This is a genomic window from Kitasatospora purpeofusca (assembly GCF_036010405.1).
GTDB classification, from domain to species: Bacteria; Actinomycetota; Actinomycetes; order Streptomycetales; family Streptomycetaceae; genus Kitasatospora; species Kitasatospora purpeofusca.
This window is the reverse complement of record NZ_CP108561.1, coordinates 176,892-197,740: the sequence shown is the minus strand read 5'-3', so window position 1 is coordinate 197,740 and position 20,849 is coordinate 176,892. Positions and strand designations below refer to the sequence as shown.

Sequence of the window (20,849 nt, the reverse complement as noted above, 5' to 3'; positions counted from 1 at the left end):
CCTGTTCCCGTCGTGATCGCGGCGGCGGGGTGGATCGCGGCGCGGCGTTCCCGTCGGGATCCGTGCCGCCCGCGCCGGTCGACGGTGACCGGTCCGGCCGCCACCCGGAGCGTGCAGGCGGTCCTCCGCACGGGCGCTGGGCAGCGCCGCCCGTGGACCCGCCGCATCTCCGGCCCGCTCACCCCGGGCGTCCGGCTGAGAGTCAGCGACATCGCAAGTGGAAAGAAGCTCCACGAACCCGAGACTCCCGCGTGCTCGATTCGATCTCCTGAGGACGGTGGTCGCCTGCCTGGCGACCAGCCTCCTCGCCCTCGGCCTCGCCGTCGGTCCGCTGGCGAGCACCGACGCCCGCGCCCTGGACCTCAAGGGGCCGCCGTGCCCGGCCGGCGCGGCGGGGTCCACCTGCTTCTCGATCGGCTTCGCGGGGGGACAGACCGTCGCCCTGAACCCCTACGCCTACTTCACCCAGCAGTTGACCATGCAGAACAAGGGGGAAGGCACCACCTGGCAGCTGCGGCTCGACCGGACCGACGGCACGTTCGGGATCGTCAACAGGGCTTTCGGCAAGTGCCTCGAAGTGCGCGGGAGTTCGGACGAGGCCTGGAACTTCGTGTATGCCGCGGACTGCCAGGTGAAGCCGGAGCAGAAGTGGTACTTCCACCCGAACGGCGGGGGCTTCATGATCCGGGCCGTGACCTCCGGAAGGTGCCTGGCGCCCTGGGAGGGCGACCTCCGGGCCGGCTACCCGATCGGTGCGACGGCGTGCAAGGCGGTCGCGTCCCAGCGGTGGGCCTTCGGCTGGAACACGGCGCCCTCACCGAGGGACCTCGCCCTCGCGTACGCGGCCAAGAAGTGCGAGGCGGCGCCGACTTCGTGCTCCTGGGACATGAAGTCGGAGGCGCCCGCCGCGCCGGTCCCCGCCGAATGCGTGTCGGTGCCCTGGTACAACAACACCTCCACGCCGTCGACCCACACCTACTCCGTGCTCAAGACCAGTGGGTGGTCCAATGAACTGGGCTCCAGTTTCGAGAGCGCGTTCGAGAGCGGATCGGCCGCGTCGCTGATCTCCAAGGTCACCGTCGAGCTCACGGTCTCCTTCAAGACCGTCTGGTCCGGCTCCGAGAGCGTGAACGACCAGGTCACCTACAGCGTTCCGCCGGGGCAGTACGGCTGGGTCACGCTCAACAAGATCGCCCGGAAGGCGACCGGGGTCTGGACCTTCTCCGCCGCCGAGCTCCCGTGGACGGCGTACGACACCGTCTCGGTGCCCATCGTCCACGACCGCAGCGGCCAGTCCACGGTCTACGCCCTGAACACGGACCCGAAGCCCCCGGTCTGCCGGTCGTAGCAGAGCGCGGTGGGCGGGAACGAGGTCGGACGGCGGACATCCCCGCTTCGCCGTCCGGATCCGCCCACCGCGTTCGGTGGCGGTGCGCAGGAACAGCCAGCGAGGGGGACGAGGGACGTCTCCGGGGCCGTGATCCTCATGGTGTCCCTCCCGGACCGATCAGGTCGAGGTCGGCGGTGGCCTGCGCGAGCAGCTGCCGGACGGCCTGCTCGGCCGCGTGCGGGTCGCCGTCGCGGACGGCGTCGAGGACGGCGCGGTGCGCGGGCACGGGGTCGGACCAGTGCTCCGTGCCGTGGACGAGGCGGTCGCGCACCCGCAGTCCGGCCTCGATCACCACCTCCATGCGGGTGAGCAGTTCGTTGTGGGCGGCGGCGAGCAGGGCGCGGTGGAACGCCAGGTCCGCCTCGACCACGGCACCGGCGTTGTGGCCGGCCTCGGCCATGCGTTCCAGGGCGTGGTCGAGGTCGGCCAGGTCGGCCTCGTCACGGCGCTCGGCGGCGAGGCGGGCGGCGGCCGGCTCCATGATCGAGCGGACCTCGCCCAGGTCGGCCAGGAATCCCCGGTCCGGGGCGTCCGCGCCCTGCCAGCGCAGCAGATCGGCGTCCAGCAGGTTCCAGTCGGCGCGGGGCCGTACGAAGGTTCCCCGCTTCTGCCGCGAACCGATGAGGCCCTTGGCGGCCAGCACCCGCAGCGCCTCGCGCAGCACGGTCTTGCTGACCCCGATCTCCTGCTCCAGCCGGTCCGGGGACAGGAGCGAGTGAGGAGCGTAGGCGCCGCTGACGATCCGCTGCCCGATGATGTCGATGATCTGCCGGTGCAGATTGCGGGTGGGCGGCTGGTTCATGCGGGGCCTTCCGGTGCGGGTTGTTCGGGCGTCGCGGACGGCACTCGGGGCACGTCGGAGCCGGGTGTCATGCGGATTCCTTGACGATCGACCAGCCCCCGTCCACGACGAGGGTGGTTCCGGTGACGTAGGAGGCGTCGGGCGAGGCGAGGAAGGCGACGGTGGCCGCCACCTCCTCGGGGGTGCCGAACCGTTTGGCGACCGTCCCGGCCACGCTGTCGGCCCGCCCCGCCCCGTCCACCCGCTCCCAGGCCGCCGTCAGGATCGGACCGGGAACGACGGTGTTGACCCGCACCTCGGGCCCGTACTCCACGGCCAGCTGGCGCCCCAGCGAGCACAGCGCGCCCTTGGCGGCGGCGTACGCGGGATGCCCGGGCAGGCCCACCAGCGCGTGGACGGACGAGGTCAGCACCACCGAGCCGCCGCTGTCGCGCAGCAACCCGGCGAAGGCACGCACCCCCAGCCACGCGGCCTTCAGGGTGACCGCCAGCTGGCCGTCCCACTCCGGCTCGGTCAGCTCGTGCGCCGGTTTGACGACGACCGCGTACGCGTTGCTGTGCAGCACGTCCAACCGCCCGTAGCTGCTCCGCACATGGGCCGCGAGCTCCTCCCACATCGCCGCGGACGACACGTCGCCGTGCCGGTACTCGGCCCGCCCGCCCTGCGCCGTGATCGCCTCGGCCGTCGCCCGCCCCGCGACGTCGGCGATGTCGACGATCACCACCGCCGCGCCCTCCGCCGCCAGACGTCGCGAGGTCGCGGCGCCGATACCGGCGGCGGCACCGGTGATCACCGCGACCCGGTCGCGGAAGCGGTGGCACGTCTGCTCTGTCATGCCGCCACCGTATCCGTGGACATTAATTATGCAAATATCTTGAACGCGGGAATCTCACCGCCACCGGATCGGTGTCAGAGAAGCCGGACACGGTGGTTTGCGGTGGCGGATCGGGGTGAGAAGAGCGTGCGGTGGGCGAGTGAGAGGTCCGGCCGGCGGACATCCCCCCTCTTCGCCGTCCGGACCCGCCCACCGCGTTCAGAGCCCGGCCGCCGTGACGACAGCGCACCGGTGGCCGGGCGCCCGGCGCCCCTGCGGATCGGCGGTCCGTCCGACACGCAGTTGCGGCCCCGGAGAAAAAACTTCGGCGCTGCTGTCACATCCGGTGCGGCCGGCGGGTCAGCGGAGTGTTCGAGCAAGCGCGGCGGTGCCACCGCTGCTCCTCCCACACGAAACCGGGGTCCCCGCCATGTCCGTCGCCCACATCGTCCTCGCCGTCGTCAGCGCCCTGTGGGTCGGCTTCTCCGGCGTCTCGCTGGCCCGCCGGGCGGAGTTCGTCACCCAGCCGCTGGTCGAGTACGGGGTGCCGCGCTCGTGGTGGGGGCCGCTGGCGCTGGCGAAGCTCGCCGGGGCGGCGGGTCTGCTGGCGGGTCTCGTGGTCCCGGCGCTCGGTGTCGCGGCGGCGGTCGGCCTGATCCTCTACTTTCTCGGCGCCGTCGTCACCTGCCTGCGGGCCCGCTCGTACAAGACCGTGGCCTTTCCGCTCCTCTACCTCGCCCCCGTCGCGGTCACCCTCGGCCTCGGCCTGGCCGCCTGACGCGCGAACGCCTCCGGCCGACCGGGCCCGGAGCGGCCTCGGCCGTTCCACGGGCGCGGCGACTCCGCCTCGTGGTACGTGGCGAACTCGCTGACAGCTCCCGTGCCGCGAAGCGCTCCCCGGCCCCGGCCCGGCCCCGGCCTCGGCTGCGGGACGGCCGTCGCACCGCCACGGCGCAGCCGTGCGGCCGACCCGACGCCCGCCGCGTTGGAGCCGGGGCGGGCGGGAAGCGGTCAGGCGGTGGCCTTGCCCGCCGTGACCAGGGCGGCGAGTGCGGTCCGCTGGACGTACGCGAGCAGGCCGACGGTGACGGCGGCCATCACCACGGCCATCAGGACATGGCCGAGCGCCGAGACGAGCGCGAGGCCGAGGGCGCCGAGCAGGACGTGGGTGCCGATCCGCAGGCCCACCAGGGCGAAGGCCACCTTGCGGGTGCCCTTGCCGCGCCACAGCAGCTTGGCGAGCTTCAGCCGCTTGCGCAGCAGGGTCAGCGAGACGGTGATGTTGATCGCGACGAGGAGGATCAGGGCGGGCCAGGCGGAGGGGAAGGCCCGCAGCAGGTCGAAGGCACCGGCCAGGCCGCCCTCGAATCCGAAGAACCAGGAGGGCAGCCGCATCTCGCCGACCGAGGGCAGCAGCTCACCGGCCGCGCCGACGGCATCGAGGCCGGCGGTGGGTTCGGATGCGGCCGCGTCGGTACCGGTGCTCGCCATGGTGTCCCCCGTGGTGTGTCGTCCCCTGCCGGGGCCTGTCCGCCCCGGTGATGATCATCAGTTTGGCATGCGGGACCACGTCGCTGGCAGAGGTGGAGCGTCAGCGATGAGGGATGACGGATGTCATGGCTCCGGCGCTCGACGTACGGCTTCGATCAGGTGGCGCCGGGGCCGAGGGGGCCGAGGGGGCCGAGCGGGGCTGCGAACCGCCCTTTGCTCCACCTATCGATATTCGATAGATTCCCATCGCAACTCGATGGACGGATGGATGGATCATGGGCAAGCTGACAGTGCGCGCGCTGCGCGTGGTGCTCGCGGTGGTGCTGACCGGCACTGTGTTCGTGCAGGCGATGATGCTGTGGGCCCTGGTGAGCGGGAACGACCCGGAGGACGGGACGCTCCCGCTGACCGCGCTGCGCCTGGTGACGGTCCTGGGCATCGGGGCTGCGCAGGTCGCCCTGGTCTGCGTCTGGCGACTGGTGGCGATGGTGCGACGCGAGACCGTGTTCTCCCACGCCGCCTTCCGCTACGTGGACGGCATCATCGGCGCGATCGTCGCCGCCGCTCTGGCGTGGTTCTCGGTCACGGCGCTGAACGCGCCGGGCCAGCGGGACGACCCCGGCGTCACCCTCATCATGGGCGGGATCGGCGTGGCGATCCTGGGCGTCGCGCTCATCGTGCTCGTGCTGCGGATGCTGCTCGCCCAGGCCGTCGCCCGCGACGTCGAAGCGACCCGGATGCAGGCCGAGCTGAACGAGGTGATCTGATGCCGATCGCGGTCGACATCGACGTGATGCTGGCCCGGCGGAAGATGTCCGTGGGTGAACTCGCGGACCGGATAGGGATCACCCCCGCCAACCTGGCGGTCCTCAAGAACGGCCGCGCCAAGGCGGTGCGCTTCTCGACGCTCGCCGCGCTCTGCGAGGTCCTCGACTGTCAGCCGGGGGACCTGCTCCGCTGGGAGGCCGATGGCGCCGATAGCGCCGAAGCGGCCGACGGGGCCGAACAGACCCAGGGCGACTGAATCCCGCCCGCTGCGCACGTCGGCCGTCAGAGGCGCAGGACGATCAGCGCGGTGTCGTCGGTGAGCCCGGCGGGCGGGACGAGGTCGGCCAGGAGCGCGTCGGCGAGGCGGTCGGGGTCGGCGCGGCGGTGGCGGGCGAGGGAGCGGGCGAGGCGGTCGAGGCCGGTGTCGATGTCCTCGCGTCGGCGCTCCACGAGCCCGTCGGTGTAGAGGACGAGGACGGAACCCTCGGTGAAGCCGGTCCGGGCCTGCGGGCGCGGGACGTGTTCCGGGCGGGCGCCGAGCGGGGGATCGGTGGCCCGGTCGAGGAGGACCACGGCACCGTCGGGGCCGCACAGGGCGGGCGGCGGGTGGCCCGCGCTGCTGTAGGTGAGGGTGTGGGTGGTCCAGTCGACGAAGACCGACACGACCGTGGCGTTCTCCGCACCGTCGACGAAGCGGGCGTACAGGCCCAGGACCTCCAGCGCCTGGGCGGGGCCGTCCGCGACCCGGGAGGCGGCGGACAGGGCGCTGCGCAGCTGCCCCATGACGCCGGCGGCGCGCAGTCCGTGGCCGACGACGTCGCCGACCGCCACGGCGACGGCGGTGTGGTCCGTGCCGGGCAGGTCGGCGAGGTCGTACCAGTCGCCGCAGACGTTCAGGGCCCCGGTGGCAGGGCGGTACCGCACGGCCGCGCGGTGGTGGCCGAGCGGCCGGGGCGCGGGGAGCATCGCCTCCTGCAGGTGGAGGGCGACCTCGCGTTCACGGGCGTGGGCGTCGCGCAGGCGTTCGTTGACCTCCTGCAGTTCCCGGGCACGGGTGTAGAGCTCGGCCTCCAGGACCCGGGCGCCGCTGCCGTCGCGGGAGCCGCGGGCCGTGATGAGGTCCGTGACCTCCTCGACGCGGTGCAGCAGCAGCGCCACCGTGCCGTCCGGGGCGAGGACGGGGGCGTTCACGGGGCTCCAGTACCGCTCGTGCCACACGCCGGGGCGCTCCGGGTCCTCGACGTCGTAGCGCTGCAGGGCCATGGTGTCGCGCTCGCCGGTGGCCATCACACGCTCGAGCGAGGCCTGCAGGTTGCGCATGCCGTTCGCCGAGGCGTCGTTCGGGTTGTCGGGGAAGACCTCGAACAGGTAGCGGCCGATGAGCTGCTCGCGGGTGCGTCCGGAGACGGACAGGAACGCTTCGTTGACATCCGCGTACACCAGGTCGCGGGTCAGCAGCGCCACCGCGCCCGGCAGGGCCTGGAAGACGTCCTGGTAGTCGATGACGGGTCCGTTCACGATCCACCTGCCCGTACGCCGTCGCTTCCGGTGATGGGGTTCTTCCACCATAGGAGCGTGCCGCCCGCAAGGCCCACTCCCGGAGCGCGCCCGGCGCCGGAGCACGGGGGGTGTGCCGCCACGATCCCGTCAGGGCCCGACGACGTTGATCGTGTGGTTGATCGAGGAAACCGGCACGAGAATCGTTTTCATGCCGAGCAGCCGGGAGCCGCTGCTCCCCGCGGTCCAGCACCGGTCGAAGGCCCGGTCCGGCATTTGCGTGAGGAATTCTCCGCCCCAGCTCAGAGTTCTGTCCTGGTTCTCCGCGAAAGAAGTCGACGTCCCTGCGGACTACCGGGCCTGCCGGGAAGCGCTCCGGCCCGGCCACCGCGGTGGTGACCGGGCCGGACCGCGCGGGCCTCTCTGTGTTGCCAGGGGTCAGTACGAGAAGGCCCATTTCTGGGTGGGGAGGTCGTAGAAGGTCCACTGCTGGGCGCGGGCTCCGTCGGTTTTGAGCGAGTCGTCGATCTCCAGGGCCTTGCCGCTGTTGCGGTTCTTGAGGGCGTAGCCGCCGGCGCTCTTGACGAGGTCCCATTTCTGGGTGGGGAGGCCGTAGAAGGTCCACTGCTGGGCGCGGGCGCCTTCGACCGTGAGGGAGTCCTCGATCTCCAGGGCCTTGCCGCTGTTGGCGTTGCGCACCTCCCAGCTGTCGCCGGCCCAGTGGAAGATCCAGCGGGCGGTCGGCAGGCTGTGGCAGGTCCACTGCTGGGCCTGGGCTCCGTCGGTCATGAGGGAGTCGTCGATCTCCAGGCACTTGCCGCTGTTGGTGTTGACGAGCAGGGTCTTCCAGTCAACGGCGCGGGTCTGTTGGATCCAGGTGCCGAGGTCGTCGGTGCGGGTGTTGTAGGCGCCGGTGCGGGTGGTTTCGGTGGTGCCGAGGCAGCCGTTCTGCCAGGAGCGGCTGTTGAGGGCGGCGAGTTCGTAGTGGTCGCCGACCTTGCGCAGGGCGGGGCCGCCGGTGTCGCCCTTGCAGACGGCGGCGCCGGTCGGGGTCTTGGGGTTGATGGCGAGGCCGGTGGGGTCGACGGTGCCGACGGTGAACAGGCCGCTGTGGAGCCGGTCGGGTACCCACTCGGTGCTGGTGCGGCCGAAGCCCGCCACCGTCAGCTCCTCCCCGGCGGCAGGAGTCGTGGTGGCGACCGCGACCGGGGTGATGTCGGTGACGGGGTTGGCCAGGCGGGCCATGACCAGGTCGCGGTCGGTCCGGGGGACCAGTTCGACGACATCCCGGACCTGGCCGGCTGCGGTGGTGAGGTCGGTGCGACCGACGGTGACGGTGGTCCTGAGCGCTGGCGCACCTGCGGGCACGGTTGTCGGCCGGGAGGGGTCGTCGGCGAAGCAGGAGGCGGCGGTGACGATCCAGAACGGGTCGACGAGCGCGCCGGTGCAGGCGCGTCTGCCGTCACCGATGTCCAGCTTGGCGGCATAGGTGTGGGCCCCGGTCGGCGAGGCGTCACCGCTGACGGCGGGCGCGGGACCGCCCGTCAGCAGGGCACTGGTCAGGACGGCGACGGTGACGGTCCCGGTCGTCCAGGCGGCACGTGAGCGTGAGCGAAACACGGTATGGCCTTCCTCTGCGGCCCCGGGTACTGGGTGCCGGCCGGTGCTACTTGCTGGTTCGGATTTCCAGGAGCATGAAATCTCGGCCCTGCTCGTCCGCGGTCTCGCCGACGGCCGTCCAGGCGTTCTTGTCCACCGGGAAGGTTTTTTGCTCGGTGCCGGTGGTCATCGCGACCTGCGCGGCGTAGTTGTTTCCCTTCACTCCGAAGACCGCAGGGACCTCGAGGCTCAGGTACCCCTTGTCGCCGGTGACCCGGAAGCAGATCTTCTCGTTCTTGTGGGAGAAGACCTCCATCAGTTCGGGCGCGCCCGTGCAGGGGGTGAGGAGGATGTGGCCGTCTCCGCTCTTCAGCTTGATCTTCTGCTCCGCGAGAATTTTGTCGGCGTTCGGGTAGGCGAAGTCCTCGATGGCGTACCCCGGGGCTTCGTCGGCAACCACCTTCGTCGCGGGGGTGTCGGAGCCGGACCCGCCAGTCGCTCCTCCGGCTGTGAAAGCCCAGGTCAGAGCGCCTGCGCTCAGAGCCGTGGCGGTGATCCGCAGAATGGTGCTACGTATCTTCATTTTCATCCCCGGTGTCGATTCGGGATGTGCGTGAACGCGCACGGGTGCGCAATGAGGAAGGGGCGAACGGGCCTATGTGTGCGCCTCGTCCAGGTTATAAGGATTCCTCTGGGACGGGAATACGGCGGCATCGTGCCGCGGCTGGAGATCTTCTGAATGAAAGCAGCAGGATGTCGTCAAGCCAAGGGGATGTATGGATACATACTTGAGCAAATACCGCATTCGGAATGCGATGTGCGTCACTCCGCAGAACGGTTGCGGTGTTTTTGCGAAAGTTTGATGACGAGAATCGGCCATCTTTTCGCCAGTATGCCATTCGGGTTCCGGTGAAGGTTTTGAGTTCGTGTCCGCTGCGCAGGGTCAGGTCACCGCCGCTCCGATGAGATGTCCCGGGCGGGTTGTGTCCGCACCCTCGATGAATCGCGATCAGAGAGGTTCTCCTGTGCAGCAGACTTTCTGGAGCCGACGCCGTTTCGCCACCGCCGTCGCGGCGAGCGCAGCGGTCGTCTCCACTCCCTGGCTGTGCACCACACCCGTACGGGCGGCCCCCCGTGCCGGCACGGCCGACCCCGTCGGCGACGCCCTGGCCCTTCCGGACACCGACCGTGCCAAGGTCGTCAAGGCCTGGATCCTGGGGGGCCGTTCGGTCAGGGAGGCGGCTTCCTACGTGCTGAGCGGGACTGACCAGGAGATCACCGCGTTCCTGACCGAGCAACTGCCGAGAGCGACGCGGGTCGACAACCGTGTCGCCGCCTTCACCTACCTCGGCTTCGGAGGCAGGAGCGTCCGCAGGGACGTCACCGCCGCCCTCAACGACGGTGACCAGGCGGTATCGGCCTTCATCAAGGACGGATTCCGCTCCTCGGTCACCGAGGACATGCGGGTCTCGACCCTCTCGGTGATGGCCCTCGGGGGAAAGAGCGTCAAGCGCGACGGCAACGCCGCACTCGGCGCCGGATCGGACCAGGCCCTGGAACAGTTCCTGCTCGCCACTCAGTACAGTGCCAGGCTGGAGGACATGCGGGTCGAGATCATCCGCGGCCTCGCCACGGCCGGCCCCGAGCTCAAGAAATATGCGAACCGGGCCCTGAGCGGGACCGGGGACGACGTGCAGTGGTACCTCGACACCGGCCAGTACATCGCGCGGGCCCGGGACCAGGATGCCGCCAACATCGCGCAGTTGGTCGCTGTGGTCGAGCGCGAGAGCGTACGCGCACGGGAGCAGACCGACCTGGCCGTCGAGGCATCCGCACGTGCGACGACGGCCGCGAGCAAGGCCAAGGAACAGGCCGAAATCGCCGCGTCCGAAGCGGAGAAGGCACGGGACGACGTCCGTCTGGCCGCCGACGCGGCCCGCTCGGCCGCCACCGCCGCCAGTGGGGCCGCGTCCGCCGCCCGGACCGCCATCCACGCTTCGACGGCCGCCGTCCAGGCATCGCAGCGGGCGTCCTGGGCGGCGACTGCGGCCTCGCAGGCGGCAGCCGCAGCCGGCGCGGCGGCCACGCGCGCCTACAACGCCGCGATCGCCGCGTCGAAGGACGCGTCGAGGACCGAGGAGGCGAAGAACGCCGCCGTTGCCGCACGCGACGCCGCCGCGAAGGCCTCCAACGCGGCGAAGGCGGCCGAGGACGCGGCCGTCGCTTCGGACCAGTCCGCCAACGCCGGCCTGGCGGCCGCCGGCGCCGCACGCGACGCCGCCGCCGCGGCGAGGGCCTCCGCCCAGGCCGCGAGCGCCTCCGGTGCCGCCCAGGGCGAGGCGGCCGAAGCCAAGCGCCAGGCCGAGATCGCCTCCTCCGCGGCCAATCAGGCGACCAACGCCGCCTCCACGGCCCAGGCACTCGCCTCCGCCGCCGCCCGGGCCGCGCGCGCCGCCAACGCGGCGGCCAGGTCGGCCGCCGCACACGCCGAGAAGGCCGCCGACGCCGCAGAGGAAGCGGTCAGGTACGCCGGCCAGGCCATCGACTTCGCCAACAGGTCCACCGCCCACGCCGACGAGGCGGTCAAGGCCGCCAACCTCGCGACCAAGGCCGTCGCGGACGCGCTGGACGTCGAGAAGAACGCCCGCGCCGCCGAGGCCGCCGCGCTGGAGGCCGACAGGCTGCAGGGCATGAAGGAGGCGGCCCAACTCTCCCTGCTGGATCAGAGCGAACGCGCGGCCGCCCTGCACAGGCGCACCCAGGCACAGCAGACCGACCAGGCCACCAAGGACCTCATAGCCCGGGCGGAGCAGGCGCTCAGGAACAACGACCTCGCCGTTGCCGCCACCCTGGGCCGTCAGGCAGCAACCGTGCTGCTGGATTCCAGGGGAACCTGGACCCGCCAGGCCGCCCGCTTCGCCCTCGCCGGATCCGAGTACGACGTCTACTCCTGGATCGATCTGGACCGCCAGCTCGCCGCCTCCCAGGACGATCGCGAGACCATCCTCTTCATCGCCCAGGTCTCCGAGCCGGCTGTCGCGCGAGCGGCGGTTCAAGCCCTGGCCGGCGGCATCCCCGCGGAGGGCGACTTCAACACCGGTGGCGTCATCAAGTCGCGGGCCGAGGACAACAGGGTCAACATCCTCAAGATCCTCAACGAGAGGCCCGGCGACGCCGTCGTCAAGGCCGCCAACGACGCCCTCAACGCCAACACACCGGAAGCCCTCCAGAAGTTCTTCGACGAGGACCTGGCCGACGCCATCGCGGAGGACGACGCCGTCCGCACCATGAAGGTGATCGCTTCCGGCGACGCCTACGCCAAGGCGTACGCCCAGGTCGCCATGGAAGGCCCGGCCTGGATGCGCCGGCGCTTCGTGGAATCCGTCCAGCACCGGGCCGCCGAGCTCGACTACGACTCCCTCAGCCACGCCGCCGCCATGCAGGCGACCATCGCGGCGGCAGCCAAGATCGCCCAGGACGCACAGAAGGACGCGGCACTCGCCTCCCAAGTCGCGGCCGTGGCCCGGGATGCAGGGGCGATGGCGCAGGAGTGGGCCCAAAAGGCGCTGGACTCGGCGGCACTGGCCGACGACTACGCCGCTCAGGCTCGCCGGCACGCGACCGCGGCGGACAAGTCCGCCGCCGACGCCCAGGCTTCGGCGGACAAGGCCAAGGACGCGGCCGCGACCGCCCAGGACGCGTCCCGTGCGGCGAACAACTCCGCCAACCTCGCCATCGACGCGGCCCGCAGCGCGCTGGCCTCCTCCTACAGTGCCGCAGCCTCCGCCGCCCAGGCCCACCAGGCCGAGCTCGACGCCGGCCGTGACAAGGCGACCGCTGCCGAGGCCGCCGCCCAGGCCCACCGGACCGCGGCCGCCAAGCGGACGGCGGAGGTGAACGAAGCCGCGCGCGTGGCCGCCGAGCAGGCACAGAAGAACCGCGATGCGAACCGCAACCCCTCCAACACGACGACCAACGACACGGTCAACCCCCAGGGAAGCCAACCCGGCAAGGACGAATGGCGGAACGACGCCAAATGGTGGGCCGACACCGCGGACAAGGTGAGCTCGGCCGCAGGGCTCCTGGCCGTGGGTTTCGGCGTCGCCTGCGTGTTCTGGCCCGCCGCGCCCGTCCTCGGCAGTATCGCCGCGGTCTGCCTCACTGTTTCCGTGGTCGCCGCTGGAATCAGCGCGATCGCCTCGGGCTTCGAACACGGCTTCGGCAGCGGCGAATTCGCCGCTGCCGCCGGACGCACAGCTTTGCAGCTCGTCACCCGTGGCGGCGGAAAGGTCGCCTCCACCGTGGTCAAGCCGGTCGCCAAGAAGGTGGAGAAGCTCGCCGACGCCGGTTCGAAGCTCGTCGGCGCCTTCTTCTGACAGGTCCGCCGTAGCCTTTCGCTCGCATCCCGGGCACCGGTCGACGGGACCGCCCGGCGCGGCGCGAGTGCCCCGGTCCGGTGCCATGACGACGAGTGCCGTACCGCTCCCGACCGGGAAGCGGTACGGCACTCACCCCCAGGGTTCGCCGAGCGCAAGGCAGGCGGCAACGGTCCTGTCGTGTCGCAGCATTGCCCAGCCGTCGCCCTGACGGCGCGGGCGCCCGGAGCAGTGAGAGCAACCTCGACCGGAAACGCAACCGTGACAGTCGGTCAGCGACGAATCGATCCCCAAGGCGATTCCAGCAGCCGCACCCGCCGACCCGAACGACAGAGGACGGCGCGGCCCACCTGGTCACGCAGCTCGCCGAACGGCGCTTGGTGATCCCTTGCCGAGAGAAGACATGTTCTCCTTACGCACAAGACGAATACTTCCCCGACTCCTCCTCGTTCTCAGCCTCACCGCGACCGGCACTGCCGTCGCCGACCAGAACTCCCCGTCGACGCATGCGTCCACGACCTCCCACCGTCAGGCGGGCACGGTCGACCCCGGCGGTCCGGACCGCGTCCCCGCCTCTGCCAAGACCCGGCCCTTCACGGCGGCCTCGGGGGAGAACTGCGAGCCCACGCTCGCGGGCTCCCGGGAGCGCCGGGCGGGAGCCGTGCAGGCATGTGTCACCGTGAGCGCCGTGCCGACGGCGCCGGCCGGGCGCGGGTCCCTCACTGCGGCCGGGCCGACCGGTCCGGCGGCGGCCGGCGAAGCCACCTGTACGATCACGCACCCCGGCGACTGGAACTACTACCGCTTCGGCTACTGCCTGAGCGGCCTGAGCGTGCTGTACACGCTCAAGGACAGCAACGGCAGAGTGGTCGGCACCGGCACCCTGACCGTCGCGACCAGTGCCTTCCTGCCTGCTGGGAGCACCAAGTGGGACGAGAGCATCACGGTGACCATGACCGGGGCGACCGATGCCGTCACGTCCCTCACTGCGAAGTTCAAGGCCCAATGCTCGTCCGGCTGCAAGATGAAGAACGGCACCCCTTGGTACAACGGTGACCTGGTCAAGGGCAAGTCCGTCAGCGGCACGGTGTCCTACGGCTCCGACCCTGCCCCCGGAACGTCCGTCGACTTCACGACCTCGTACACGTTGGCCGTGACATCCCCTGGCGCCCAGCCCACCGACCCGTACGCCTCCTGGACCAATCCGGAGAAGATCCGGTGCGACGACAACCTCCGGGACATCAGCATCCCCGACAGCAAACCCCCCGCGGGCTGCGTCGTCCGCGACTACACGCCCGTCGTCCGGATGAGCACGTCGACCTCCGGCGCCGCAGCGGCGGGATACCTGTGGGCCCAGGAGAACCTCTCCGACGGCTGGGGCCGCAACAAACCGCTGACACGCGCAAGGAGCGGGGCAGACGGCCGGACGAACGCTACCTGCGAGGGTTCGCAGCCGTTCGAGGCCATACCGGAGATCGTCACCGACGACACCTGTGAAGCCTTCCCCTTCGGGGCCAGCCATGAAGGAGGAACCGACGGCGCCCAGTGCGCCGAGATCATCCCCGCCAGCAGCGGCGGAGAGTGGCACATCCACAAGCTACGGGGTGTGACGCCCAGCATGCCGTGCGTGCGCGCCCACGTTCCGGCCGCGGACCATCAGTCCGCCCGGACGCAGCTCGACCAGGGCTTTGCCGAGCAGCGTGTGGTGGAGGGCGAGCGGTTCAATCTGGAGGTCACCGGCTCAAGCGCACAGCCGCAGGCCGCCTGCCTCCGGACGCGGCCGGAACCGTCGCTCCCGAGCAGCAACGGGTGGATCAACAACACCACGGAACCGGTCGCGCAGCGCAACAAGAACACCACCCCGCCCGGCCCGGCCGGTATCCGGGCGACCAAGGCCGAAGCCTGTCTGGGGAAGGCGCCGAGAACGGGCTCCGAAGCGGTGGGCGACATCACCGGCTGGCAGGACGCACAAATATTCGCTCGCCCGCTCGCCGAGCCCGGCACCAAGGCTCCGTACGGACTCGGGCGGTGTCATCTGATCGCCAACATCCTCGGTGGAAAGGGCAGGGTACGGGACGGCGGACAGAACAATCTCGTCCCTTGCTGGCAGTCGGGTATGAACACGGGAACCCCCAGCATGCGGACCTTCGAGTTCCAGGCTCAAAAGTTTTTGGACGACGACAACTTCGGGGCGAACGACGCCATCTTCTACGAGGTCACACCCCACTACAGCGACGCCACCAGCACGGTCCCTGACGGCGTCACGATGAGAGCAACCGTCCAGCGGGCGGACGGTACGTCGCAGCCGCTGTTCCAAGAGGTTTACGTCTCCAACACCAAGGGCTCGACCGGGCTGTTCAACCTCGGAAACTGATCCGGGCCGACCGGCGCCGTCGGGAGCCGGAACGTGTCCTACCACTCCACCGCTGCGGCTCGACATCACCGTGCTGTTCCCTCGACCGGTCCCTTGGCGCACACAGTGACCCGGTTGCATCCGCACCTCGGACCGCCGTCACCGGACGACGGCTCGGTCGGCGGCCCGCCGACCGAGCCGTGGCCGGACTGCGCGGGCCCGCAGGTGCGCGACCAGGTCGACGCAGCTCTCTCGCCGCAGGACGTACGGCAGAAGCGCTGCATTCGGGCGGCCGCGGCGAGCGGTCGGCACGGCATTCCCGAGACGGTTCGGTACATACCCGAAGAGCGCGCGATCGAGTCGCCGCATCACTGCTGGGGGTGGCGGGGCCCCGGTGGTCCCGGCCGGGGGAGCGGACCTCCAGGCTGAGGTCCGGGCTGTGTCGCAGTCGCCCGCCCGGCCCGACGGGCGGGCCTACCGGTGGTGCCGTGGCTGGAGGCCGTGGAGGAGTTGGTCGATGTGGGTCGCGGCCTGGGCGGGGTCGAGCGGTTGGTGGCCGACCAGGAGGCGGTACCAGAAGAGGCCGAAGAGCTGGTCGGTGACGGCGTCCAGGTCGGCGGTGGGCGGTAGGTCGCCGCGTTGCGCTCCGCGCGCCAGGATCGCGGACACGACCGCCCGCCGGCTCTCCACCCAGTCCCGGAAGGGTTCGGCGAAGGCGGGGTCGAGTTGGGCCTCGGCCATCAGGCCGCGCAGGGTCTGCACCCGGAGGGGGTGTGAGGTGACGCCGTACAGGGCGGTGGCGAAGGCGGTCAGGTCGCCGGCGAGGGACCCGGTGTCGGGTTGGGGCATCCGTTGTTCGACGGCGGCGCGGTAGGCGTCCATGACGAGGGTCGCTCTCGACTTCCACCAGCGGTAGATGGTGCTCTTGGCGACATCGGCGCGGGCGGCGATCCGTTCGACGGTGACGGCCTGGTAGCCGAGTTCCTCGACGAGTTCGATCGCGGCGGCGAGGACGGCGTCGTGGGCTTCCTCGCTGCGGAGCCGGCCGCCGGTGCGGCGGTTCGGGGATGGTCCGGTGGGCACGCGGAACACGCTAGCAGTGTGCTAGGTTTAATCGAAACGCAACGTATCGTTTTTATTTGGGGGAGTGAATCGATCATGAGCGAGATCGTGGTGTCGCACGGCTACGGCGCGAGCGCCGACAGCGTCTGGTTCCCGTACCTGACCGAGCGGCTCGCGGCCGTGGGGCACCGGGTCACCGTGCCCCGCCTGCCGCACACCGAAGCCCCGCGGCTCGGGCCCTGGCGCGAGACCTTCGGCGACGCCGCGCTGGCCGCCGGCCCCGCCGGGTCCACGGTGCTGGTCGGGCACAGCATCGGTGGCGTCAACGTGCTCCGGCTCCTGGAGCAGCACGACCCCGAGGTGAACGGGGTGTTCGCGGGCGTCCTCCTGGTGGCGACCTCCGCCCACGAGGTCGGCTACAACGAACTCGCCCCGTTCTTCGAGGGGGGCTTCGACTGGGAGCGGATCCGTCGCTCCGCCCGCCACTTCCGGGTCCTGCAGGCGATGGACGACCCGGTCAACCAGCCCGATCCGGCCGAGCACGTCCGGCTGCTGGTCGAGGGTCTCGGCGCGACGGCCGTGGTGACGCCGACCGGTGCCCATTTCGGAGCCACCCCGGACGACCACGTCGAGGTCCCGGAGGCCGTTCGGCTGGTCACCGAACTGCTCGCCCTCTGACCTGACCTGACTGAAATGGACGAGGAACCTCGTCACCCACGGCCTGTGGGGTGCGTCCCACCCGGGACGAACCCCACGGGCCGTTCCCGTGTGCCGGGTTGCCCGGTCCGCGATCACCAGGGCATCCGCGACGACCGCCGGATCAGAAGCGATCCCCGGCCCGAGGAACGAGATGCCTCCGTCGTTGGCTCCGCGAGCGAGCGCCAGCGCCACGGACCGTCAGGACCCTGGTCGCAACCCAACCCATCGGCTCAAGCTCGGCTCTTCTTCGCAGACACTCCCACCCGCGTCGCCCGATCAGGTGGCTCCTGTTCCCACCGTCGATCATGGAGCTGCGCTGCTGTCCATCTCCATCGCAGACGGACCAGTACGGCTCTCAAGGCCACCGCCCGGCTGGTTCCCGTTTGCCCCACCGAAAACAGTCCGGCTCACCGTAGAGCCCCTGTGTCGTTGCCGGGGGCGGCAGGGCCCCGGTGGTCCCAGCCGGGGGAGCGGACCTCCAGGCTGAGGTCCGGGCTGCGCACCTCCACGCCGCAGGTGCGGCAGGTCCAGGCGGCGTCCAGCGGGTGGCCGTGGTCGTCCGCGTCGTCGGGGTCCTCGGAGCCGTCCGGGTGGTCCGGGTGGTGGTGCAGCACCACCGGCGGCTCGGGCGACACCCAGCGGTCGCCCCAGGCGAGCAGGGCCTGGGTGAGCGGGGCGAGGTCCCGGCCGGCCTCGGTGAGGTGGTACTCGTGGCGCGGCGGGCGCTCGCTGTAGGCGTGGCGTTCGACCACTCCGGCTTCCTCCAGGGCGCGCAGCCGGGCGGTGAGCCGGTCGCGGGGGGCGCCGGTGTTGCGGGCGATGCGGTCGAACCGGTGGTTGCCGTAGAAGAGCTCGCGCACGGCGAGCAGCGCCCATTTCTCGCCGAGGACCTGCAGTGCGGCCGCGATGGAGCAGGGGCGGCCCGGCAATGCGGTGGCGGCGGGCCGGGCGGCTGTGGGTTGGGCATCGGTGTGCGGGGTCACTCCACCAGCCTGCCACAGTGGGTTGCGTATTCAAACCCACTGCCGCTAGCGTTCCGGGCCATGGAGCTAGTTGGAATTTCAAACCCAGTAGCCGCACCGTCCGGCCGCGACCGGCCCCACCGCCGCGCCGCGTTCCTGGTGCTCGCCGCCGCGGTCTTCGTCTCGAACCTCGACCTGTTCGTCGTCAACGTCGCCCTCCCGGCGATGCAGCAGCACTTCGACGGCAGCAGCCTGGCCACCCTGTCCTGGGTGCTGAACGGCTACGCCATCGTCTTCGCCGCTCTGCTGGTCCCCGCCGGACGACTGGCCGACCGCGTCGGCCACCGGAAGGTGTTCCTCGCCGGGCTGGCCGTCTTCACCGCCGCCTCCGCACTGTGCGCGCTCGCCCCGGCCGTCGGCTGGCTCGACGCCGCCCGGGTGCTCCAGGCGGCGGGCGCGGCCGCGCTGATGCCCACCTCGCTCGCGCTGCTGCTGGACGCCACTCCCGCGGCCGAGCGCCCCGGCGCCATCCGGGCCTGGGCCTCGATCGGCGGGATCGCCGCCGGCCTCGGACCCGTCCTCGGCGGACTGCTGGTCGAGGCCGACTGGCGCTGGGTGTTCGTCGTCAACGTCCCGGTCGGCATCGCCGCCATCGCCGTGGGGGCCCGCGTACTGCCCGCGCCGCGTCGCGGCAAGGAGAACGGACCGCTGCCCGACCTGTTCGGCGCTGTCCTGCTCACCGCCGCCATCGCCGCCCTCACCGTCGCCCTGGTCAAGGCCGACGAATGGGGCTGGCTCTCGCCCCGGGTCCTGGGCGGCCTGCTCGCGAGCGCCCTGCTGACCGCCTGGTTCCTGCGCCGCTCGGCGCGCCACCACGCCCCTGTCGTCGAACTGCCGCTGCTGCGCGTGCCGGTCTTCGCCGCCGCCAACACCGCTGCCCTGCTGTTCACCCTCGCCTTCGCCGGCATGCTGCTGACCTCGGTCCTCTGGTGCCAGCAGGTCTGGGGGTACTCGGCACTGCGCACCGGACTCGCCGTCGCCCCCGGACCGCTGCTGGTGCCGCCGGTCGCCCTGGGCAGTGCCGCCCTGGTGCGCAGGCTCGGCCCCGGACGGGTCGCCGCCCTCGGCACCCTGCTGTTCGCCGCAGGCATCGGCTGGTGGACCGCCGCCATCGGCGTCCGGCCCGGCTTCGCGGCCGAACTGCTGCCCGGGATGCTGCTCACCGGCCTGGGCGTCGGCCTGACCCTGCCCACCCTCGTCGGGTCCGCCGCGGCGGCGCTGCCTCCCGCGCGCTTCGCCACCGGCTCGGCGGTCACCACGATGGCCCGGCAGATCGGCGCGGTGGTGGGCGTGGCGCTGACGGTCGGCCTGATCGGCACCCCGCACGGGCCGCAGGCCGCACTGGACGGCTTCCGGCGCGGCTGGATCCTGCTGGTCGTGGCGGCGCTGCTGGCCTGCGCGGCCGCCCTGTGGCTCGCCGCCGCCCAGCGCCGTGCGGCGGAATCGCGGTAGCCGGCACCCGTCGGCGGCCGCCACCAGCTGCCGCCACCACCACCTGCCGCCACCGACCGGGCCGGCTCCCCCTGAGGGGACGGGAGAAGGGCGGGCCGTCTGCCACCGAGCGGTCCGCGGAGGCAGGCGGCCCGTTCGTCCTGTGAAGCGGACCGGTCGCCGAGGAGCGGCGGGGGACGGCCCGGGAGTCCGGAATCCGCCGCTACCTGAGGCTCCTTCGCCGAGATCGCGGTTAGAACGCTCCGACCGACCGGCGTCCCGTCCGCCGACCGGGCCCGTCACCACCGCTGTCCCCGCGCCCGACTTCGCGCCTCACTCCCCGGCCAGCTCGCGGAGGGCCGCGGCGTAGTAGCGACGCTGTTCGGCCAGCGTCCGGGCGACCTCGTCGTCGGTCGCGTCCATCTGCTCCAGGTGCCCCAGGAGGTTGTCCCGTTGCGGGTGCTCCGAGCCGCGGACGTACTCGACCGTGCGGGCCACGCCGGCGCTGAGCTTCGAGGACCTGTTCCCGGTCCTCCCAACGGATGTCTACGGGCTGGCCGTCGTCATCGTGCCGTCCGTCGAACTCCAGAAGCTCCCACCGCTCCGGGTCCTCGCACCACCAGGCCGGTTCGGGTACCGCGGGACGGCTCATCGGTGGTGATTCCGTTCGACCGAGGGAGTACTGGCTCGAAGCACCCGGGCCGAATGCAGACAATCGCACCCGCTGCGGACCCGTGGGTGCCCCGCCACAGTCTCGCGTCTGCCCCGGGGAATCCGCCATTTGATTCGGACGGACCCTGACTCTGTGGGCACGGGGAGAGGCCGTCCACCAGGCCCGCTGGTCCCCACGGGCGCGGGGACCAGCGGGCCCTGGCCGCTACCGACGGTGCGCCGCGGTCACGCGGTGGGGCACACCAGCGTGGTGTGGGCGATCGACTCCGGGCGGTCGAAGGAATCTGTCGCCTGCCCATGCCCGTACTCGTAGTGGAAGTACGAGACCGACATGCCCAGGGTCCATTGCGAGGCGCAGTCCAGGTCGGCACGGAAGCGGAAGGGCAGCCGGACGGTCCGGCTCTCCCCGGGGGCGATCGGGACCAGTGGCGCGGTCAGGTTGTACGCCAGCATGCCGGGGCTGTTATTACCGTACGAGCACCAGCTCGTGCCGGTGCAGCCGAGGAATTCGACCCAGATCGGCCACAGCATCGCGTAGACGAACTGGACGGGTTCGGTCTCCCGATTGGTGAAGGTGACACTGACGGTGGAGGTCTGACTGGGCGTCAGGGTGGCGTCGTCGACGGTGACCACGAAGTGGGGCGGAGTCGGCTCGGCGGCGACGGCCGGGCGGCTCAGGGCCACGAAGCAGAGAAGGGACGCGATGACGGCGGTGAGGCCTGCACGCCTCACCGCCGGGGCGGAGGTCCACATGGCGCCTCAGCGTAGGCAGCCGGGCCCGGGCCGTCTGCACCGCGTTCCTGGAACCGGCCATGATCCCTACCGCGGTCGGCCGGACGGACAACAGGGCTGTCAGTGCCCGCGGATAGAGTC

18 protein-coding genes are annotated in these 20,849 nt (G+C 71.3%); 8 read left to right on the top strand and 10 right to left on the bottom strand.

Annotated features, from left to right (window positions below; genetic code table 11):
• Nucleotides 1-277 precede the first annotated feature (277 nt).
• The gene (locus tag OG715_RS00935) at nt 278-1,348 is read left to right on the top strand and encodes an RICIN domain-containing protein (RefSeq protein ID WP_327063565.1); all 1,071 of its coding nucleotides are present in this window, start codon (nt 278-280) and stop codon (nt 1,346-1,348) included.
• A gap of 136 nt (nt 1,349-1,484) precedes the next feature.
• Here the strand turns inward: OG715_RS00935 and OG715_RS00930 are convergent, their stop codons facing one another.
• Nucleotides 1,485-2,192, bottom strand: coding sequence for a FadR/GntR family transcriptional regulator (locus OG715_RS00930; RefSeq protein WP_327063563.1), 708 nt, complete (start codon nt 2,190-2,192; stop codon nt 1,485-1,487).
• Between the two features lie 67 nt (nt 2,193-2,259).
• A complete protein-coding gene (locus OG715_RS00925) occupies nt 2,260-3,027 on the bottom strand; it encodes an SDR family NAD(P)-dependent oxidoreductase (RefSeq protein ID WP_327063561.1) in 768 nt (255 codons plus the stop codon).
• 409 nt (nt 3,028-3,436) lie between these two features.
• On the opposite strand from OG715_RS00925, the gene OG715_RS00920 reads away from it, so the two are divergent.
• Entirely contained in the window at nt 3,437-3,784 is a 348-nt protein-coding gene (locus OG715_RS00920) for a DoxX family protein (RefSeq protein ID WP_327063560.1), read from the top strand.
• A 233-nt stretch (nt 3,785-4,017) separates the two neighbouring features.
• On the opposite strand, the gene OG715_RS00915 is transcribed toward OG715_RS00920, so the two are convergent.
• On the bottom strand, nt 4,018-4,497 hold the full coding sequence (locus tag OG715_RS00915) for a hypothetical protein (protein ID WP_327063559.1): 480 nt from the start codon (nt 4,495-4,497) through the stop codon (nt 4,018-4,020).
• 275 nt (nt 4,498-4,772) lie between these two features.
• Here OG715_RS00915 and OG715_RS00910 point away from each other — a divergent pair, with 275 nt between their 5' ends.
• Both OG715_RS00910 and OG715_RS00905 read left to right on the top strand, forming a co-directional pair.
• Nucleotides 4,773-5,264: a DUF2975 domain-containing protein gene (locus tag OG715_RS00910; protein ID WP_327063558.1), complete on the top strand. Its 492-nt coding sequence runs from the start codon at nt 4,773-4,775 to the stop codon at nt 5,262-5,264.
• Complete coding sequence (locus OG715_RS00905; RefSeq protein WP_327063557.1) at nt 5,264-5,521, top strand: helix-turn-helix domain-containing protein; 258 nt, start codon at nt 5,264-5,266, stop codon at nt 5,519-5,521. The genes OG715_RS00910 and OG715_RS00905 overlap by 1 nt, the downstream gene beginning before the upstream one ends.
• Nucleotides 5,522-5,547: 26 nt before the next feature.
• On the opposite strand, the gene OG715_RS00900 is transcribed toward OG715_RS00905, so the two are convergent.
• The 3 genes from OG715_RS00900 to OG715_RS00890 form a co-directional block, all read right to left on the bottom strand.
• Nucleotides 5,548-6,783 carry a PP2C family protein-serine/threonine phosphatase gene (locus OG715_RS00900; RefSeq protein WP_327063556.1) on the bottom strand — a complete coding sequence of 412 codons (1,236 nt, stop codon included), beginning with the start codon at nt 6,781-6,783 and terminating at the stop codon, nt 5,548-5,550.
• 417 nt (nt 6,784-7,200) lie between these two features.
• Complete coding sequence (locus OG715_RS00895; RefSeq protein ID WP_327063555.1) at nt 7,201-8,382, bottom strand: RICIN domain-containing protein; 1,182 nt, start codon at nt 8,380-8,382, stop codon at nt 7,201-7,203.
• Between the two features lie 46 nt (nt 8,383-8,428).
• Entirely contained in the window at nt 8,429-8,944 is a 516-nt protein-coding gene (locus OG715_RS00890; RefSeq protein WP_327063554.1) for a hypothetical protein, read from the bottom strand.
• A 442-nt stretch (nt 8,945-9,386) separates the two neighbouring features.
• Between OG715_RS00890 and OG715_RS00885 the strand changes: the two genes are divergently transcribed.
• Together OG715_RS00885 and OG715_RS00880 are read left to right on the top strand one after the other, a co-directional pair.
• Nucleotides 9,387-12,737, top strand: coding sequence for an ALF repeat-containing protein (locus OG715_RS00885; RefSeq protein WP_327063553.1), 3,351 nt, complete (start codon nt 9,387-9,389; stop codon nt 12,735-12,737).
• 679 nt (nt 12,738-13,416) lie between these two features.
• Nucleotides 13,417-15,111: a DNA/RNA non-specific endonuclease gene (locus OG715_RS00880; RefSeq protein WP_327063552.1), complete on the top strand. Its 1,695-nt coding sequence runs from the start codon at nt 13,417-13,419 to the stop codon at nt 15,109-15,111.
• 453 nt (nt 15,112-15,564) lie between these two features.
• Here the strand turns inward: OG715_RS00880 and OG715_RS00875 are convergent, their stop codons facing one another.
• Nucleotides 15,565-16,173: a TetR/AcrR family transcriptional regulator gene (locus OG715_RS00875; RefSeq protein WP_327063551.1), complete on the bottom strand. Its 609-nt coding sequence runs from the start codon at nt 16,171-16,173 to the stop codon at nt 15,565-15,567.
• Between the two features lie 75 nt (nt 16,174-16,248).
• Between OG715_RS00875 and OG715_RS00870 the strand changes: the two genes are divergently transcribed.
• A complete protein-coding gene (locus OG715_RS00870) occupies nt 16,249-16,830 on the top strand; it encodes an RBBP9/YdeN family alpha/beta hydrolase (protein WP_327063550.1) in 582 nt (193 codons plus the stop codon).
• Nucleotides 16,831-17,258: 428 nt separating this feature from the next.
• Here OG715_RS00870 and OG715_RS00865 read toward each other — a convergent pair whose 3' ends face one another.
• Complete coding sequence (locus OG715_RS00865) at nt 17,259-17,834, bottom strand: winged helix-turn-helix transcriptional regulator (protein ID WP_327063549.1); 576 nt, start codon at nt 17,832-17,834, stop codon at nt 17,259-17,261.
• A gap of 60 nt (nt 17,835-17,894) precedes the next feature.
• On the opposite strand from OG715_RS00865, the gene OG715_RS00860 reads away from it, so the two are divergent.
• Nucleotides 17,895-19,325, top strand: coding sequence for an MFS transporter (locus OG715_RS00860; protein WP_327063548.1), 1,431 nt, complete (start codon nt 17,895-17,897; stop codon nt 19,323-19,325).
• A gap of 312 nt (nt 19,326-19,637) precedes the next feature.
• Here the strand turns inward: OG715_RS00860 and OG715_RS00855 are convergent, their stop codons facing one another.
• Together OG715_RS00855 and OG715_RS00850 are read right to left on the bottom strand one after the other, a co-directional pair.
• Nucleotides 19,638-19,802: a hypothetical protein gene (locus tag OG715_RS00855; RefSeq protein WP_327063547.1), complete on the bottom strand. Its 165-nt coding sequence runs from the start codon at nt 19,800-19,802 to the stop codon at nt 19,638-19,640.
• 399 nt (nt 19,803-20,201) lie between these two features.
• Complete coding sequence (locus OG715_RS00850; RefSeq protein WP_327063546.1) at nt 20,202-20,729, bottom strand: hypothetical protein; 528 nt, start codon at nt 20,727-20,729, stop codon at nt 20,202-20,204.
• Nucleotides 20,730-20,849: the final 120 nt, after the last annotated feature.